This is a genomic window from Streptomyces sp. NPDC054757, assembly GCF_053612185.1.
The window spans coordinates 28,110-42,596 of sequence record NZ_JBSHBW010000015.1 but is presented as its reverse complement, the minus strand read 5'-3'; the positions used below and the strand labels follow the sequence as shown (position 1 = coordinate 42,596).

Sequence of the window (14,487 nt, the reverse complement as noted above, 5' to 3'; positions counted from 1 at the left end):
GGCACCCCCAGCGAGTCCGAGGAGCGACCCATGAGTGGAACAGCCCAGATCGGCGTCACGGGACTGGCGGTGATGGGCCGCAATCTCGCCCGTAACTTCGCACGCAACGGATACACCGTCGCGCTGCACAACCGCACAGCGGCCAGGACGCACGAGCTGGTGGAGGAGTTCGGCGAAGAGGGCATCTTCGTGCCCGCGGAGAGCCCCGAGGAGTTCGTCGCTGCCCTGGAGCGCCCCCGCAGGCTGGTGGTCATGGTGAAGGCCGGTGACCCCACCGACGCCGTGATCCAGGAGTTCGCGCCGCTCCTGGAGGAGGGCGACGTCATCATCGACGGCGGCAACGCGCACTTCGAGGACACCAGGCGCCGCGAGCGGGAACTGCGCGAGCGGGGCATCCACTTCGTCGGCACCGGGATCTCGGGCGGTGAGGAGGGCGCCCTGCACGGGCCGAGCATCATGCCGGGCGGTTCCGCCGAGTCGTACGAGTCGCTCGGGCCGATGCTGGAGAAGATCTCCGCGAAGGCCAAGGACGGATCACCGTGCGTGACGCATATCGGTCCGGACGGCGCCGGGCATTTCGTGAAGATGGTCCACAACGGCATCGAGTACGCCGACATGCAGCTCATCGGCGAGGCCTACCAGCTGCTGCGGGACGTGGCCGGCTACTCCCCCGCGCGGATCGCGGACGTCTTCCGCGCCTGGAACACCGGGCGGCTCGACTCCTACCTCATCGAGATCACCGCGGAGGTGCTCTCGCACGTCGACGCGGCGACCGGCAAACCCTTCGTGGACGTCGTGCTGGACCAGGCGGAGCAGAAGGGCACCGGCCGCTGGACCGTCCAGACCGCTCTCGACCTCGGCGTGCCCGTCTCCGGTATCGCCGAGGCGGTCTTCGCCCGCTCCGTGTCCGGCCATGCCGACCTGCGCGAAGCATCCCGGCACCTCGCGGGGCCCACCGCCGGGCCGCTGGCCGATGACGAGGCCGCGGCCTTCGCCGACAAGGTCGAACAGGCCCTGTACGCCTCGAAGATCGTCTCCTACACCCAGGGTTTCCACGAACTCGCCGCGGGCAGCGAGCAGTACGACTGGAGCATCGACCTCGGCCGGATCGCCGCGATCTGGCGCGGCGGCTGCATCATCCGGGCCGCTTTCCTCGACCGGATCACCGGCGCCTACGAAGCACAGCCACAGCTGCCGAGCCTTCTCGCGGACAAGGGCTTCGCCGACGAGATCGCCGCCGCGCAGGACGACTGGCGTGCCGTCACCTCGACCGCCGTCACCCAGGGCGTGCCCACCCCCGGCTTCTCCGCTGCCCTCGCCTACTACGACTCGCTGCGCGCCGAACGCCTCCCCGCGGCCCTCACCCAGGGCCAGCGCGACTACTTCGGGGCCCACACCTACCACCGCACCGACCGCGAGGGCACGTTCCACACGCTCTGGGGCGGGGACAGGACCGAAGTCGAGAGCTGAAGCCCGATCCACCGCCGATCCGCCGCCGGGCTGATGGAGAGCACCCGTCCACGGGGTGGGCACGTACCGCCGCGTCGGCGGACCGGCCGGTCGGATCAACCGTGCCGCCACCGGCTGATGGCGTCCTGACAGGCGGCGGCCTGCTCGTCCGCCACGAGCAGGACCAGGTTGCCGCCGTGGTCGCTGTACTGGGTCAGGACGTTGACCCCGGCGTCGCCGAGCACTCGGGCCAGTGCGCCGAGTTGTCCCGGCCTCTCCTGGTCGAGCCGGGTCATCAGGACGTCGCGGACGACGCCCGGACCGAATCCGGCGGCCTCGACGGCGGCCAGGGCGGCGGGACCGTCGTCGACGAGGTAGTGCGCGACACCCTGCCCGTCGTACGTGGTCACACCGCCCCCTTCCAGACTCACCCCGCGTTCGCCGAGGGCCCGGCCCAGGGCGGCCAGGGCGCCGGGCCGGTCGGGCAGGTGGACCTCCAGGTCCTGCATACGGCGGTTCATGACGTCACCACACGGGTGGAGACCCTGACGGGTACGGCGAGGCTGTTGGCGATGTAGCAGTCCCGGTGGGCCTGGTCGGCGAGCCGGTGGACGGTGGCCTCATCGGTGCCGGGCGCGGTGCGCACGGTCGCGTGCAGCTGGATCGCGGCCAGACGGGCCGGTCCGGTGGTGACGTCGAGATGGCTGGTCGCCTCGTCGTCGTAGGCGAGCACATCCACTCCGGCGCGGGCCGCCGCGCCGAGGAAGGACAGCATCTGGCAGGAGGAGGCAGCCATGACGACCAGCTGTTCGGGGTTGAGCCGGCCGGCGTCGCCGCGGAACGCGGGATCCGCGCTCAGGTCGACCCGGGCCGTCGCGGGCGCGGCCGAAGCGGTGTGGTCGCGCGTGTAGGCGCGGATGCCGGCGGCGGTGGAGCCGTCCCAGTGCAGTTGGGTGCGGTAGGTGTGCGTGTCCATGACCGAACCGTAGGTGCGCGACGTTTCGGGACCGGCCGAAACGTCACGGTCGTAGAGTCGTCCCCATGAGCAGGGAGCGGGACTTCACCAGCATGGGCAGGGCGCTTGCCGCACCGGCACGTTCGGTGTTCCTGAACCTGCTCATGGACGGCACCACACGGCCGGCCGGGGAACTCGCCCGGGAGGCCGGCGTGAGCGCGTCGACGGCTTCGGAGCATCTGGCGGTGCTCGTCGACGCCGGTCTCGTGACCTGCCGGGCTCGCGGACGGTGCCGGTACTACTCGCTCACCGGCCCCGATGTCGCGTCCGCCCTGGAGGCGCTCGGTGTCCTCACCGCCTCGGAACCCGTCACGGGGTATCGGCGAAGCCGCCAGATGAAGAACCTCGCCACGGCCCGTTTCTGCTACGACCACCTCGCCGGGCGGCTCGGCATCGCGCTGGCGGACGCCTGGAGCGGGCTGGGCTGGCTGGCCGACCGCGACACTCTCGCCCTCACCCCCGCCGGGGTGGACGGCCTGTGCCGGATCGGCGTGGACGTCGATGAGGCCGTCGGGTCGCGCCGGGCCACCACCCGCACCTGCCTGGACTGGACGGAACGGCGCGTTCATCTCGCCGGAGCCCTGGGCGCCGCCGTCGGCAGGCGGTTTCTCGACGCCGGGTGGGTGGTGCGGCGCCCCGGTGACCGCAGGGGCCTGAACCTGACGGACGACGGCCGCGCCCTCCTGCTCGGCAGTTGGGGAATCGACCTGGCCGGCGAGCGCCCCCCGCCGGCCGGTCTCACTCAGCCGGGCCGCTGAGCCACGCCGGTGCACTGAGCCGCGCCGGTGCCCTCTCGTAATCGGCAAGAGCCGAGTACGGGAGCGAGGACGAGATCGGCCTGCGGCTGGCAGCCCCCGGCGACGACTGGCGCAGCCGGCCGGACATGGACGTGCAGGCCACCAGCGGGTTCCGGGCGGCCATCGTTGCCCGCGCCCGTTTCATCTTCGAAGACGCGCGGCATGTATCGGGAGCCTTGCTCGCCGAGCGCTACTTCGCCGACCGTACGGACGGTCTCCGCCCGTCGAGCGGAGAGGACCTGCTGCTGGCCACCGTCTGACCCCCTCGCCGCACCGACCGCCCGCCCCGAGAACGCTCCGGACCCTGCGCACTCCTGGAGAACGGCGTTCCCGGCGGCGGTGCAGGACGACTGGCGTGCGGTGGCCGGCCCCGCCGCACGCCAGGGCGTCCGGTTGCCGGGCCTGTCGGCTGCGCTCGTGTTCTCAAGCCGGACGCTGCGGTCCGAGCGGCCGACCGCGGCGCCCACCCACCGTCAGCGACGTGAGACCGGACCGGGCTGCGGCTCCGGCTCAGGCGTGGGGTCAGGGCCGGGTCCCGGTCCTGGTGTCGGTGTCGGCTCGGGGCCCGGCGGCTGCGGTACGGGGTCGGGCAGCGGATCGGGCAGCGGCGGCGGCACCGGTGCCGGACCGGGGCCCGGCGGCGGGGTCGGCGTCGGCGGCACAGGATCCGGACCACCCGGGTTGGGCGGCATAGGGCCGGGATAAGGATGCGTCACGGTGGACCTCCCACAGTACGGCTGTATGTCCTGACCAATGTCTCCCGCTCCGCCTGCCCACGCGCGCCGGGTCGAACCGGACGGGCCACCGCCCGCGGCCGGAGGCGGGCCCGGAAGTGGACGCTGCGGCGGACCGGGAGCGCGGCGCCGCGGTGCTCGTACGGCGGGTACGGAGAACCACCTCCGCCACGGGCCGGTCAGGCTCCGGCGAGCAGCGGCCGGGCGTGCGGGGGGCGCACCTGATCGGTGCCGGGCACAGGCGCGGACGCGTCGGCGCCGAGGGCGACGATCTTGTTGTCGGCGTCGACATGCACGACGCTCGGCCGAAGCGTACGCGCCTCGGCGTCGTCCATCTGGGCGTAACTGATGAGGATCACCAGGTCGCCGGGGTGTACGAGGTGGGCCGCGGCGCCGTTGATACCGATGACGCCAGAGCCGCGCTCGCCCTCGATGACATAGGTCTCCAGGCGGGCCCCGTTGTCGATGTCGACGATGTGCACGAGCTCGCCCGGCAGCAGGTCGGCGGCTTCCATCAGTGCGGCGTCGATGGTGACCGACCCGACATAGTGCAGGTCGGCCTGGGTCACCGTGGCACGGTGGATCTTCGATTTGAACATCGTACGGAACATGGGCGCACTCCTGAAAGTAGGCTCCCTGCCTGCGTATTTGCAGGTCAAGGGCTGTTTTCACATCTTACAGCCAGTCGCGTGTGCGGTCAGCTCTCCCTGTGTTCTTCCACCACGGCATGTGATCAAGGGCGCGGGGCGTACGCCGCGTGCCGAGTGTGCTGCCTCACTCCGCCTTCACTCTTTGGAGGAATAGCTTCGACCAGCACCGACGACCAGCATGGCGAAAGAGCGCGAGGGTCGGCTCCGCGGCCCGTGCGGGCCGGTCAGATCCTCGTCAGTCCCCGAAGAAAGGACCTCCATGCGGTCAGGACGTTTCCCCCTCTCCCGACTCCGGAAAGCCGGCCGGCTGGGTCTCGCCGCGCTGACGATCGCCGGTGCGCTGGCGCTCTCCCCGGCAGCCCCGGCGGATGCCATGGCGCAAGCGCCGCAGCGGCCTACGGCCTGTGGCTGGAACAACCCGGGAACAGAGCATCCGTTCTATGAGCACTGTGACTCCAGGACGAACGTCTGGATCCAGGTCACACGCACGTTCATCTCGGGTGATTACCACCGCTGTGTGGGGCCGGGGAAGACGGTCCTGGACTCGAATGCGACGGGGGCCTGGTACGACAGTGGCTACCGGGGCGGTCTCTGTTCACACCCGGGAGACACTGGGCCCTGACCGTCAACTGACGGCTGGCGGCTGGCGGCTGGCGGCTGGCGGCTGGCGAAGGCGCCTTGCACCGACAGAACATCCGGGTGCAAGGTGCCTCCACAGCCCAGGCGGTCTGTCTCAGGAAGGGCCGCTCTGCGGATACCGCAGCGGCCACTCCGGAGCGTCGAACGCCCCTGTGGGGTCGCCGTCCAGGGGTGCGGACTGGCCCGCCCCGGTCACCGGCAGGCGGCTCCCGTCCCGCTCGGGCTCTCCGTGCTCCAGGAACCAGGCGTCCAGCCGCCGCCGCAGAGTTCTGATGCGTTCGCGGTGGACCGGGTCATCGGCGAGGTTGACGCGCTCGCCCGGGTCGTCGGCCAGGTCGTAGAGCTCATGCGGGCCGTGCGGGTAACGGTGGACGTACTTCCAGTCCATGGTGCGGATCATACGGACCGGCCCGTACTCGTCGTAGACCACCACGGGCCGGGACGGGGCGGACCGCCGCGCTTCGTCGCCGATGAGCAGTCCCGCGAAGGAGTTGCCGGGTCCCTGTTCGTACGGTTCCGGGTCCAGGCCCGCGCACTCCATGAGCGTCGCCGCGAAGTCGTAGGCCGACAGCAGCTCCTGGCGCACCTGGCCCGCGGGGATCCGCCCCGGCTGCGAGATGATCGCGGGGACCTTGACCGAACTGTCGTACATGTTCTGCGGGAAGGTTCCGTTGCCCTTGCCCCAGATGCCGTGGTGGCCGCAGTTGAACCCGTTGTCGCTGGAGAAGACGACAAGGGTGCTCTCCGTCAGTCCCTCTTCGGCCAGTGTGTCGAGCACCCTTCCGATGCCCGCGTCCATGGCGGTGACAGAGGCGAAGTAGCCGACGAGCGCCGCCCGTACATCCGGTTCGCCTCCGACGGGCACCCCGTCGACCAGCGGCTGCCAGGGATGCGGCGGCTCCTGTGGGCAGCTGTCGAAGGCGCAGTCCTTGTACAGATCCTCGATGTGCGGCGGGTGCTGCCCCTTCCAGGGCTTGTGCGGGGCGGTGAAGTGCAGGGAGAGGTAGAAGGGGGTGTCGCCCCCGGCCTCGGCACGTACCCGGGCCGACGCGTCGTCCGCGAGCAGGTCGGTGAGGTAGCCGTCGGCCGGGGCCGGTACGCCGTCCCGGTACATGGGCGCACCGTGGTAGGGACTGCCGCCGCTTTCGTGGGAGTACCAGTGGGTGAATCCCGTCCGGGGCCGGTCGTTCGCGCCGAGATGCCACTTGCCGGAGAGCGCCAGGCTGTATCCGGCTGCGGCCAGGTCGTCGGTGAACAGGCGCTGCCCGGACAAGAAGTCGGTGCCGTCCTGCCCGGTGTGACCGCCGGAGAGCCAGTCGTGCACCCCGTGGCGGGACGGTATCTGCCCGGTGAACAGGCTGGCCCGCGCGGGAGAGCAGACCGGTGATGTGCAGAAGAAGTTCTCCAGACGGGTCCCTTCGGCGGCGAGCGCGTCGAGGCGGGGGGTGATGATCTCGTCATTGCCCGCGCTGCCCAGAGCCCAGTGGCCCTGGTCGTCGCTGAGGACGAGCAGGATGTTCGGGTGCAGCGGATCACGGCTTGCCACGGTGGCCTCCAGAGTGGGCGGGTCGCGTACGGGGGCGGCTCCCACCCGGCGCCGATCGGCACCGTACGAGGTCGTCAACTTTTCAGTCAACCCTTGAGAATAATTAGGGCGCCGCACTCGGCCCCGTGGTCATTCCCGCCTGCGCCCCGGTGACCGCCATGGATGCCCGGCCGGTCGGTGCCCGGATTCCTTGTTACCAAGTGCGGACAGAACCTGGCGAACAACTCCTGCCGGGGCGCCGTCTCACGGTGTGTAGGCAACAGCAGATACGGGCGGTCGACCTGCCGGAGCAGGCGGCGGCACCCGTATCCCGACAGTCCATGGGGGACTTCATCATGACCACTCGTCGTGCTCGCCGTACCGTCCGTTCCGCCGGCCTGGTGGCCGTGGCCGCCGCCGCGGCCTTCTCGCTGACCGCCTGCCAGAGCGGGGGCAAGGACGCCGCAGGGCCGGAGAAGAAGGACTCCGTCGCCGCCTCCGACTCCACCGGCGACGGCGGTGCGTCGAGCGGTTCCAAGGCCGGAGCGGGTGACTCCCGGGCCGGTGCGGGCGACTCCAAGGCCGGTGCGGGCGACACCCGGACCGACGCGCGGACCATGACGCGGACCGAGGCGCCCGCCGGGAGCCACACCAACACGCAGGCCGGCAAGGGCAATGCGGCGTCCCCGACCCGCACCCAGACCCTGGCGGACGGCAGCAAGGGCGAGATCTACCGGCTGGGCGACCAGCACTACCGGCTCAAGATCGTCAGCCGCGGTTCGGTGCTGGCCACGCTGGACACGGACGGGCACGATGCCGGGCTCGACGCCAACGACATGTTCGTCGTGCTCACCCTCGGCGGCGAGGTCCACTCCTGGATGGGCGGCGGGCACCAGGGTCCTGGCACCTTCAAGCTCGCGGGCGGCTGGACGGCCAAGGTCACGAAGACCGGCGAACTGCGGTACCGCGCGCAGATCCTCGGCCACGACGGCGAAGTGGACGCCACCCTCAACACCAACCAGCAGGATGTCGGCCTCGACGCCAACGGCATCTACATCGTGCTGAGCGCCGGCGGCATCATCAGCGCCCACTCGTAGTCGACATCCGCCTCCGCCCCGGGGGTTGAGCCGCACAGGCAGCTCAACCCCCGGGGCGGAGGCATGGGCGCGGTCCTGCGCGGGTCGGCCCGCGCACGGTCCGGCTCAGTCGCGGTCGACCTTCTCGCGCACCACCTTGCCGCTGCCGGCGTCGACGTCGAACGTCGTCTTGTTCCAGTCCGTGTGCGTCACGACGTCGATCTTCCAGACCAGGGTGCCGTTCTCGTCGTCCAGTTCGGCGGTGCTGACCGTGCCCTTCTTGCGGCCCGTTGCGGTGGCGGCGGCCTGATACATCGTCACCTTCGCCCGCTTCAGACGAGCGGCCAGCTTGGCCCGGTCCTCGCTGTCCTCGTCCGTCTCGGTCCGCGGCTGCCCCGCCTTGCCGGTGGTGGCGTCAACGGGCACCTTGCTGCTGGTGCCGTCGCTCTTGGCGACCTCTGTCTTCCACACCGGTTTGCCGTTCGCGCCCCGTTCGAGCTCCACGGAGACCGGCTCGGAGCCGGGCACCGCTGTGACGGCGGCCTTGGCCGCCTTCTCGTAATTCACCTTGGCCGCCGGGATCAGCGCCTTGCGCTCGGACTGATCCTCCGTCAGGTGCCCGGAAGGGCTGGACGCAGCGCCCGGTGAAGAGCTGGGTGAACCGCTGGGAGACGACTGCGAGGCCGCGGTTCCGTGCGACGGGGCGTGCCCGCCGGAACCCGAGCACCCGCACAGCAGCAACGCACCCGTCGCCGCGATCACTGTGAGGGCGCCTGTACGACCGTTCCGCACCATTGAGTAACTCCTTCGCCAGAAAAAGTCCGTTTACGTCCTGCCGAAGGGACTCTAGAGGCGTGGCACGCAGGCGTACGGGAGCGACGCGGTCCGCCGCCACAGCCGCCCGGCCGCCACCGCTCCGTCCGGTGGGGCGGCTCAGTCCTCGACGGCGTTTGCCCGTCGGCTACGGTCCGTACGGCTCCGGAAGCCGGGCCGGAAGGCCAAGGCCCTCGTCCTCGCTCTCGCCCTCGCCCTCGCCCTCGCCCGAGTGGCGGCACACGGCGCCGGCACGGAGGCTGGATCCGTGAGGCTCACGACGAGTGGCACCGCAGCCAGGGCCGGCCCCGGAACCCGGCCGGGATCTCCGGGACACCGCCCGGGGCCCGCCGGACACTCCGGCCTCCCCGGCCTTACCGGTCTGCTCGGTCTCTCCGGGTTTCCCCGTTCGATCTGGACGCTTCCCGGCGTGTATGCGCCCCAGATGGACACCTGTCTTCTCGCGCGCGCACTCCGGGCCGAAGGTGTCACCGCCGGAATGAACGTGCTCGATGTGTGCACGGGAGGCGGAGCGCTCGCGCTGCTGGCCGCTCGTATGGGGGCCGAGGTCTCGGCCGTCGACATATCCAGGCGGGCGGTGGCGACCGCCCGCGTCAACGCTCTGCGGGGCGGTCACCGCATCCGGGTGCGGCGCGGCGATCTGTCGGTCCCCTGGGACCGCACCTTCGACGTCGTGGTGTGCAACCCTCCGTATGTGCCCGCCGATCGGGCCCTGCCTCCGGTCCGGGGCCGGGTCCGCGCGTGGGACGCCGGGCACGACGGCAGGCATGTGCTCGACCGCGTCTGTGCGCACGCCCCGTCGCTGCTGGGCCCGCGGGGGGTGCTGCTGATGGTGCACTCCGGTCTCTGCGGCGCCCCGGCGACGCTGCGGCAGCTCACGCAGGCCGGGTTGCGGTGCTCGGTCATCGACCGGGCGGACGTCCCGTTCGGGCCCGTACTGACCGCCCGGCTGCCCTGGCTCCGCGCGCAGGGGCTGATCGGGCCCGCCGACGACACGGAGGAGCTGGTGGTGATCCGTGCCGAGCGACGCTGAGCGGTCCTCCGACCGGCCCTCCGAACGGCCGAGGCGGGTGGCTGTCGACCCCGGCGGTCCCGTCCTGATCGAGGGCCCGGTGGAAGTGACCCTGGACGACGGCACACGTGTCGTCTCCGAGCGGTTCACCGTTGCCCTCTGCACCTGCCGGCGCAGCCGCACCTATCCCTGGTGCGACACCAGCCACCGCGGCCACCGGCGTACGTCCCCGCCCGGCCATCGCCCCGGCCACCCCGGGGAGCCCGCCTCATGACCGCTGCGACGGCCGATCCCCGGCGGTACCGCGCCGGGCCCGTACTGCCCGCCCACCGGGGTCCGCTGTCGGCGGGTGTCATCGCCGCCCTCACCGCGGAGTCCGCGGCCCCGCCAGGCACGCAGGAGGCGGCGGAGGCCGACCCGTACGGCGAGGACCTCCAGCTGTCCCTGTACCTGCTCTACGAGCTGCACTACCGCGGCTTCGCGGGGGTCGCCGACCACCGTGAGTGGGATCCCGCTCTGATGCCGCTGCGCGGGGCCCTGGAAGAGCGCTTCCTCGCCGGTCTGCGCGAAGATGTCCCGGCGGGCCGCAGCACCGACGACGTGTTCGGCGAACTTCTGGTGGAGCCCGCCGACGCGCGGGGCAGTGTGGCGTACCACCTGGAGCACGAGGGCGAGTTGTGGCAGATGCGCGAGTACGCCGCCCTGCGCTCGCTCTACCACCTCAAGGAGGCCGATCCGCATGTCTGGGTGATCCCGCGGCTCAGCGGCCGGGCGAAGGCGGCGATGACCGCGATCGAGTACGACGAGTTCGGCGCCGGCCGGGCCGAGGACGTACACGCACAGCTCTTCGCCGACCTCATGACGGATCTCGGCCTCGACACCCGCTACGGCCACTATCTGGGGTCGGCGCCCGCCTCCGTACTCGCGACGGTGAACCTGATGACGCTGTTCGGGCTGCACCGGGCGCTGCGTGGCGCCCTGGTCGGTCATTTCGCCTGTGTCGAGGTGACGTCGCCGCCCGGATCGCGCCGCCTCGCGCAGGCGATGCGGCGTCTCGGAGCGGGTCCCGCCGCCGTGCGGTTCTACGACGAGCATGTCGAGGCGGACGCGGTGCACGAGCAGATCGTGCGCCGAGAGGTGACCGGCGGGCTGCTCACCGACGAGCCGTATCTGCGGGACGATGTGGCTTTCGGTGCGGATGCCACGGTGTTCCTGGAGGAGCGGCTGGCCGCCCATCTGCTGGGTGAGTGGCGCGCAGGCCGTTCCGCTCTTCGTACCGCCTGAGGCAGGACGCCCGACCCCACGGTCGCGGACCCCCCGGCGGCACCGGGCCCCGTACGGGGACAGCGGGCCCCGTCACGGGAACAGCGCCACCCCCACGATGATCAGCACGATGATCGCGACGACGACGGCCGCCGCCGTCCACGGCCCCCGGTGCTGCAAGGGGTACCTGGGCTGTCCCCCGCGCGGGCGGTCCTCCGGCAGTACGGGATGGTCGGGCCGGTCGCGCGAGTAGAACTCGTCATCGTCGTCGTTATGGGTGTTGGCCATGGGGACCTCATTGTCGTGGCGTGAACAACCTGGGTGGGTAAATACCCGCAATTTGCGACAAATATGTCCTAGATGCTCGCCGGCGGTCCCGCACTCGGGCGGAACCGCCCGCCGCCGCCGTCAGGCGGAGGAGCCGTTCGGATGGAGCACGACCTTGGTCCATCCCTCCTCGCGCGCGTCGAACTTCTCGTACGCGGTGGGCGCCGCGTCCAGGTCGAGTTCGTGGGAGACCAGGAAGCTCGGCTCGGCCTTCCCTCCGGCGATCAGATCGCGCAGGGCGCGGTTGTACCGCTTGACCGGTGCCTGACCGGTCCCCATCCGCTGGCCCTTGAACCACATCAGCCCGTAGTCGATGGCGATCTTGCCCTGCCCTTCGAGTTCTCCCTGGGCCTGGGCACCGCCCGGATCCTCGGGCAGGAAGATACCCACCACGCCCAGTGACCCGGTGAACCGCACGGCGTCGATGAGCCCGTTCAGGGTCAGGGCCGCGTCCTCCTTGCCCTGGGGGTCGTGCGCCTGGTAGCCGACGCACTCGCAGCCGTTGTCGGCGCCCAGTCCGAGTGTCGCCTCCTTGACGACCTCGGCCGGATCCTGTCGGCTGGTGTCGATCGGGATCGCCCCGATCTCCTCGGCGATCCGCAGCCTGTCCGGCTGGTGGTCGGCGACCCACACGCGCCCCGCGCCCTTGAGGAGCGCCGAGTAGGCGGCCATCAGGCCGACCGGGCCCGCGCCGTACACAAGGGTCTGGTCCCCCGGCTTGACGTCCGCCATCTCGGTGGCGTGGTAGCCGGTGGGGAAGATGTCCGACAGCATCACGTAGTCCACCTGCCGCTCGGCGGCGTCCTCCCCGAGCCGCAGGGCGTTGAAGTCTCCGTACGGGACGCGCAGCAGCTCGGCCTGTCCGCCCTGGTAGGTGCCCATCTCGGCGAATCCGTACGCGGCCCCCGCCAGGGCGGGTTCCGGCTGCATGGTCAGGCAGTAGCTGGTCAGCCCCTTCTCGCACTGCTTGCAGAAGCCGCAGGCGATGTTGAACGGGAGGACGACGTACTCACCGGCCTTGACCTTGCTGACCCCCGGCCCCACCTCCACGACCTGCCCCAGGTTCTCGTGCCCGAGTGTGCGCCCGGTCTCGAACGAGGTCCGCCCCTCGTACATATGGAGGTCGGAGCCGCAGATGTTGGTGCTGGTGATCTTCACGATGATGTCGCAGGGGTGCTCGATCCTCGCGTCCGGCACGTCCTTCACTGTGACCGTCCGAGGTCCTTCGTACACTGCTGCCCGCATGACGAGACCGCCGCCCTTTCTGCTGCTCGCGTCCGGACGCAGAGGCCACGACCTGCTGGGATCCACTCGCGGCGGGCTGCGCCGGCCTGTTGACGGCGCACGGCCGGGGACACCTTCCGGACCACCACGGGGTGATCCCCCGGGTCCCTTACGGCCGGTCCTCACCGGCGAGGCGGCCGAACCGGGCGCCTCATCAACCGTCCCACCACCCGGGGCCCTGTCAAATCCGCGGCCGGGTCCACAACGCTCACCGCCCGCGGGCGGTGAGATCGCGGGCGCCGAGATGCCACGGCTGTCCCTCCGCGTGAGGATGTTCGAGGCGAATCGGGTGAGGCATCCGGTGGAAGACGGCGCGGGCCGCGGCCGGACCGCCTCGGGGGGCCGGGGACGGCGTCCGGAGATCCGGAGGAAAGGAAGCATGCTGTGGCTTCACAGCCCGTGAGCGATTCGGGTTCCGGCCCGGGCGGCACGTCCGGGGGGCCGGACCCGCGGCGCTGGGCGGCGCTCGGGGTGTGCCTGATCGCCGGATTCATGACCCTGCTCGATGTCTCCATCGTCAATGTCGCGCTGCCCTCGATCCGCGAAGGGCTGCGCACCCCCGAATCCGATCTGCAGTGGGTGCTGTCCGGGTACGCCCTCGCCTTCGGCCTCTTCCTCATCCCGGCGGGACGGCTGGGCGACGCGCGGGGCCGCCGTGCGGTCTTCATGGCGGGCCTCGCGCTCTTCACCGTCGCGTCCGCCGCCTGCGGTGCGGCCCAGTCGAGCACCTGGCTGGTGATCGCGCGGCTGGTGCAGGGGGTGGCGGGCGGGCTGATCTCGCCTCAGATCTCCGCGCTGATCCAGCAGATGTTCTCCGGCAGCGAGCGCGGCCGGGCCTTCGGGATGTTCGGCACCGTGGTGGGCCTCTCGACAGCGGTGGGGCCGCTGCTGGGCGGACTGCTGATCCAGGCGGCCGGTGCGCAGGAAGGCTGGCGGTGGGTCTTCTACGTCAACCTTCCGCTGGGCGCCATCTGCCTGCCGCTGGCCCGGCGGCTGCTGCCGGACACCCCGACCGCCGGTCATGTGCGTATGCGCGACCTCGACCCCCTCGGGGTGTTCCTGCTCGGCACCGGCGTACTGGCGCTGCTGCTGCCCTTCGTCCAGGCCCAGCAGTGGCACGGTCCGCAGAAGTGGCTGCTGCTCCTGGTGGCGCTGCTGCTGCTCGGTGGTTTCACCTGGTGGGAGTCGCGCTGCTCGGGGTACGGCATCCAGCCCGTACTGAACATCGCGCTCTTCCGGGTGCGTTCGTACTGGCTGGGGTGCCTGCTGATCCTGCTGTACTTCGCCGGGTTCACCTCCATCTTCTTCATCAGCACGCTCTATCTGCAGAGCGGGCTGCACTACAGCGCGCTGCTCGCCGGGCTGGCCATCACCCCCTTCGCGCTCGGCTCCGGGGCCACGGCGGCCCTGGGAGGCCGGCTGGTGAGCCGTTTCGGCCGGCCTCTCATCGCCACCGGGCTGACCATGGTGGCGGTCGGCCTTGGCGGCACGGCCCTGGCGGTGCACATGGTGCCGGGCCACGGGGCGGGGTGGGCGATGGCGGGGCCGCTGCTGCTGGCCGGGCTGGGGAGCGGCCTCGTCATCGCCCCCAACCAGACGCTGACGCTTTCGGAGGTCCCGGTGGCGATGGCGGGCAGCGCCGGCGGCACACTCCAGACCGGACAGCGGGTGGGCTCCGCGGTCGGGATCGCCGCGGTGGGCTCGGTGTTCTTCGCCCAGGTGACGGAGGGCTGGCCGACCGCGTACGACCACGGCCTGATCGTGTCGGTGGCGTTCGTGGTCGCCGCGCTGATCGCCGCGGTGGCGGACGTCGTCGCGAACCGCATCAGGCGCGGGTGAGCAGCGGGAACCGCAGAAGCGGGCTCGCCAACCGGCAACCGGT

Annotated in this window: 15 protein-coding genes and 1 pseudogene; 9 read left to right on the top strand and 7 right to left on the bottom strand. The window is 71.2% G+C overall.

The genetic code is table 11. The annotated features are described in order from the left end of the window. The first annotated feature begins 30 nt into the window (after positions 1–30). The gene (gene gndA, locus ACWGKJ_RS19045) at positions 31–1,470 is read left to right on the top strand and encodes an NADP-dependent phosphogluconate dehydrogenase (protein WP_385022018.1); all 1,440 of its coding nucleotides are present in this window, start codon (positions 31–33) and stop codon (positions 1,468–1,470) included. Positions 1,471–1,565: 95 nt separating this feature from the next. Here the strand turns inward: gndA and ACWGKJ_RS19040 are convergent, their stop codons facing one another. Together ACWGKJ_RS19040 and ACWGKJ_RS19035 are read right to left on the bottom strand one after the other, a co-directional pair. Then, on the bottom strand, positions 1,566–1,970 hold the full coding sequence (locus tag ACWGKJ_RS19040; protein ID WP_385022015.1) for an ACT domain-containing protein: 405 nt from the start codon (positions 1,968–1,970) through the stop codon (positions 1,566–1,568). Beyond that, positions 1,967–2,425 carry an OsmC family protein gene (locus ACWGKJ_RS19035; RefSeq protein WP_385022012.1) on the bottom strand — a complete coding sequence of 153 codons (459 nt, stop codon included), beginning with the start codon at positions 2,423–2,425 and terminating at the stop codon, positions 1,967–1,969. Before ACWGKJ_RS19035 ends, ACWGKJ_RS19040 begins: the two co-directional genes overlap by 4 nt. Positions 2,426–2,490: 65 nt before the next feature. Here ACWGKJ_RS19035 and ACWGKJ_RS19030 point away from each other — a divergent pair, with 65 nt between their 5' ends. Then, entirely contained in the window at positions 2,491–3,222 is a 732-nt protein-coding gene (locus ACWGKJ_RS19030; protein WP_385022009.1) for an ArsR/SmtB family transcription factor, read from the top strand. A 65-nt stretch (positions 3,223–3,287) separates the two neighbouring features. Next, positions 3,288–3,407 (top strand): annotated as a pseudogene (locus ACWGKJ_RS19025) (SAM-dependent methyltransferase); the annotation flags it as partial. 767 nt (positions 3,408–4,174) lie between these two features. Here the strand turns inward: ACWGKJ_RS19025 and panD are convergent. Further along, on the bottom strand, positions 4,175–4,606 hold the full coding sequence (gene panD / locus ACWGKJ_RS19020) for an aspartate 1-decarboxylase (RefSeq protein ID WP_385022006.1): 432 nt from the start codon (positions 4,604–4,606) through the stop codon (positions 4,175–4,177). Positions 4,607–4,823: 217 nt separating this feature from the next. Here panD and ACWGKJ_RS19015 point away from each other — a divergent pair, with 217 nt between their 5' ends. Next, the gene (locus ACWGKJ_RS19015) at positions 4,824–5,267 is read left to right on the top strand and encodes a DUF6355 family natural product biosynthesis protein (protein ID WP_385022003.1); all 444 of its coding nucleotides are present in this window, start codon (positions 4,824–4,826) and stop codon (positions 5,265–5,267) included. 111 nt (positions 5,268–5,378) lie between these two features. Here ACWGKJ_RS19015 and ACWGKJ_RS19010 read toward each other — a convergent pair whose 3' ends face one another. Then, positions 5,379–6,920, bottom strand: coding sequence for a sulfatase-like hydrolase/transferase (locus ACWGKJ_RS19010; RefSeq protein ID WP_385022000.1), 1,542 nt, complete (start codon positions 6,918–6,920; stop codon positions 5,379–5,381). A gap of 245 nt (positions 6,921–7,165) precedes the next feature. Between ACWGKJ_RS19010 and ACWGKJ_RS19005 the strand changes: the two genes are divergently transcribed. Continuing rightward, positions 7,166–7,906 carry a hypothetical protein gene (locus ACWGKJ_RS19005; RefSeq protein ID WP_453315771.1) on the top strand — a complete coding sequence of 247 codons (741 nt, stop codon included), beginning with the start codon at positions 7,166–7,168 and terminating at the stop codon, positions 7,904–7,906. 105 nt (positions 7,907–8,011) lie between these two features. Here the strand turns inward: ACWGKJ_RS19005 and ACWGKJ_RS19000 are convergent, their stop codons facing one another. Next, the gene (locus ACWGKJ_RS19000) at positions 8,012–8,680 is read right to left on the bottom strand and encodes a PepSY domain-containing protein (protein ID WP_385031639.1); all 669 of its coding nucleotides are present in this window, start codon (positions 8,678–8,680) and stop codon (positions 8,012–8,014) included. A 463-nt stretch (positions 8,681–9,143) separates the two neighbouring features. On the opposite strand from ACWGKJ_RS19000, the gene ACWGKJ_RS18995 reads away from it, so the two are divergent. From ACWGKJ_RS18995 to ACWGKJ_RS18985, 3 genes are read left to right on the top strand one after another with little or no spacing between them, the layout of a single operon-like run. Continuing rightward, on the top strand, positions 9,144–9,752 hold the full coding sequence (locus ACWGKJ_RS18995) for a HemK2/MTQ2 family protein methyltransferase (RefSeq protein ID WP_385031636.1): 609 nt from the start codon (positions 9,144–9,146) through the stop codon (positions 9,750–9,752). Beyond that, positions 9,736–10,005, top strand: coding sequence for a CDGSH iron-sulfur domain-containing protein (locus ACWGKJ_RS18990; protein ID WP_385031632.1), 270 nt, complete (start codon positions 9,736–9,738; stop codon positions 10,003–10,005). The genes ACWGKJ_RS18995 and ACWGKJ_RS18990 overlap by 17 nt, the downstream gene beginning before the upstream one ends. Beyond that, positions 10,002–11,015 carry an iron-containing redox enzyme family protein gene (locus tag ACWGKJ_RS18985; protein ID WP_385031629.1) on the top strand — a complete coding sequence of 338 codons (1,014 nt, stop codon included), beginning with the start codon at positions 10,002–10,004 and terminating at the stop codon, positions 11,013–11,015. Before ACWGKJ_RS18990 ends, ACWGKJ_RS18985 begins: the two co-directional genes overlap by 4 nt. 72 nt (positions 11,016–11,087) lie before the next feature. Here ACWGKJ_RS18985 and ACWGKJ_RS18980 read toward each other — a convergent pair whose 3' ends face one another. Next, a complete protein-coding gene (locus ACWGKJ_RS18980) occupies positions 11,088–11,282 on the bottom strand; it encodes a hypothetical protein (RefSeq protein WP_385031626.1) in 195 nt (64 codons plus the stop codon). 120 nt (positions 11,283–11,402) lie between these two features. Then, positions 11,403–12,566 (bottom strand): glutathione-independent formaldehyde dehydrogenase, encoded by a 1,164-nt coding sequence (locus ACWGKJ_RS18975; protein ID WP_385031622.1) that lies wholly within the window; start codon positions 12,564–12,566, stop codon positions 11,403–11,405. 423 nt (positions 12,567–12,989) lie between these two features. On the opposite strand from ACWGKJ_RS18975, the gene ACWGKJ_RS18970 reads away from it, so the two are divergent. After that, entirely contained in the window at positions 12,990–14,444 is a 1,455-nt protein-coding gene (locus ACWGKJ_RS18970; protein ID WP_385031619.1) for an MFS transporter, read from the top strand. Positions 14,445–14,487 lie beyond the last annotated feature (43 nt).

What these genes read in the sequence shown, in the direction of transcription:
- gndA (WP_385022018.1), top strand. Translation starts at nt 31, where the DNA reads ATGAGTGGAACAGCCCAGATCGGCGTCACGGGACTGGCGGTGATGGGC.
- ACWGKJ_RS19040 (WP_385022015.1), bottom strand. Translation starts at nt 1,970, where the DNA reads ATGAACCGCCGTATGCAGGACCTGGAGGTCCACCTGCCCGACCGGCCC.
- ACWGKJ_RS19035 (WP_385022012.1), bottom strand. Translation starts at nt 2,425, where the DNA reads ATGGACACGCACACCTACCGCACCCAACTGCACTGGGACGGCTCCACC.
- ACWGKJ_RS19030 (WP_385022009.1), top strand. Translation starts at nt 2,491, where the DNA reads ATGAGCAGGGAGCGGGACTTCACCAGCATGGGCAGGGCGCTTGCCGCA.
- panD (WP_385022006.1), bottom strand. Translation starts at nt 4,606, where the DNA reads ATGTTCCGTACGATGTTCAAATCGAAGATCCACCGTGCCACGGTGACC.
- ACWGKJ_RS19015 (WP_385022003.1), top strand. Translation starts at nt 4,824, where the DNA reads ATGGCGAAAGAGCGCGAGGGTCGGCTCCGCGGCCCGTGCGGGCCGGTC.
- ACWGKJ_RS19005 (WP_453315771.1), top strand. Translation starts at nt 7,166, where the DNA reads ATGACCACTCGTCGTGCTCGCCGTACCGTCCGTTCCGCCGGCCTGGTG.
- ACWGKJ_RS19000 (WP_385031639.1), bottom strand. Translation starts at nt 8,680, where the DNA reads ATGGTGCGGAACGGTCGTACAGGCGCCCTCACAGTGATCGCGGCGACG.
- ACWGKJ_RS18995 (WP_385031636.1), top strand. Translation starts at nt 9,144, where the DNA reads ATGGACACCTGTCTTCTCGCGCGCGCACTCCGGGCCGAAGGTGTCACC.
- ACWGKJ_RS18985 (WP_385031629.1), top strand. Translation starts at nt 10,002, where the DNA reads ATGACCGCTGCGACGGCCGATCCCCGGCGGTACCGCGCCGGGCCCGTA.
- ACWGKJ_RS18980 (WP_385031626.1), bottom strand. Translation starts at nt 11,282, where the DNA reads ATGGCCAACACCCATAACGACGACGATGACGAGTTCTACTCGCGCGAC.
- ACWGKJ_RS18975 (WP_385031622.1), bottom strand. Translation starts at nt 12,566, where the DNA reads ATGCGGGCAGCAGTGTACGAAGGACCTCGGACGGTCACAGTGAAGGAC.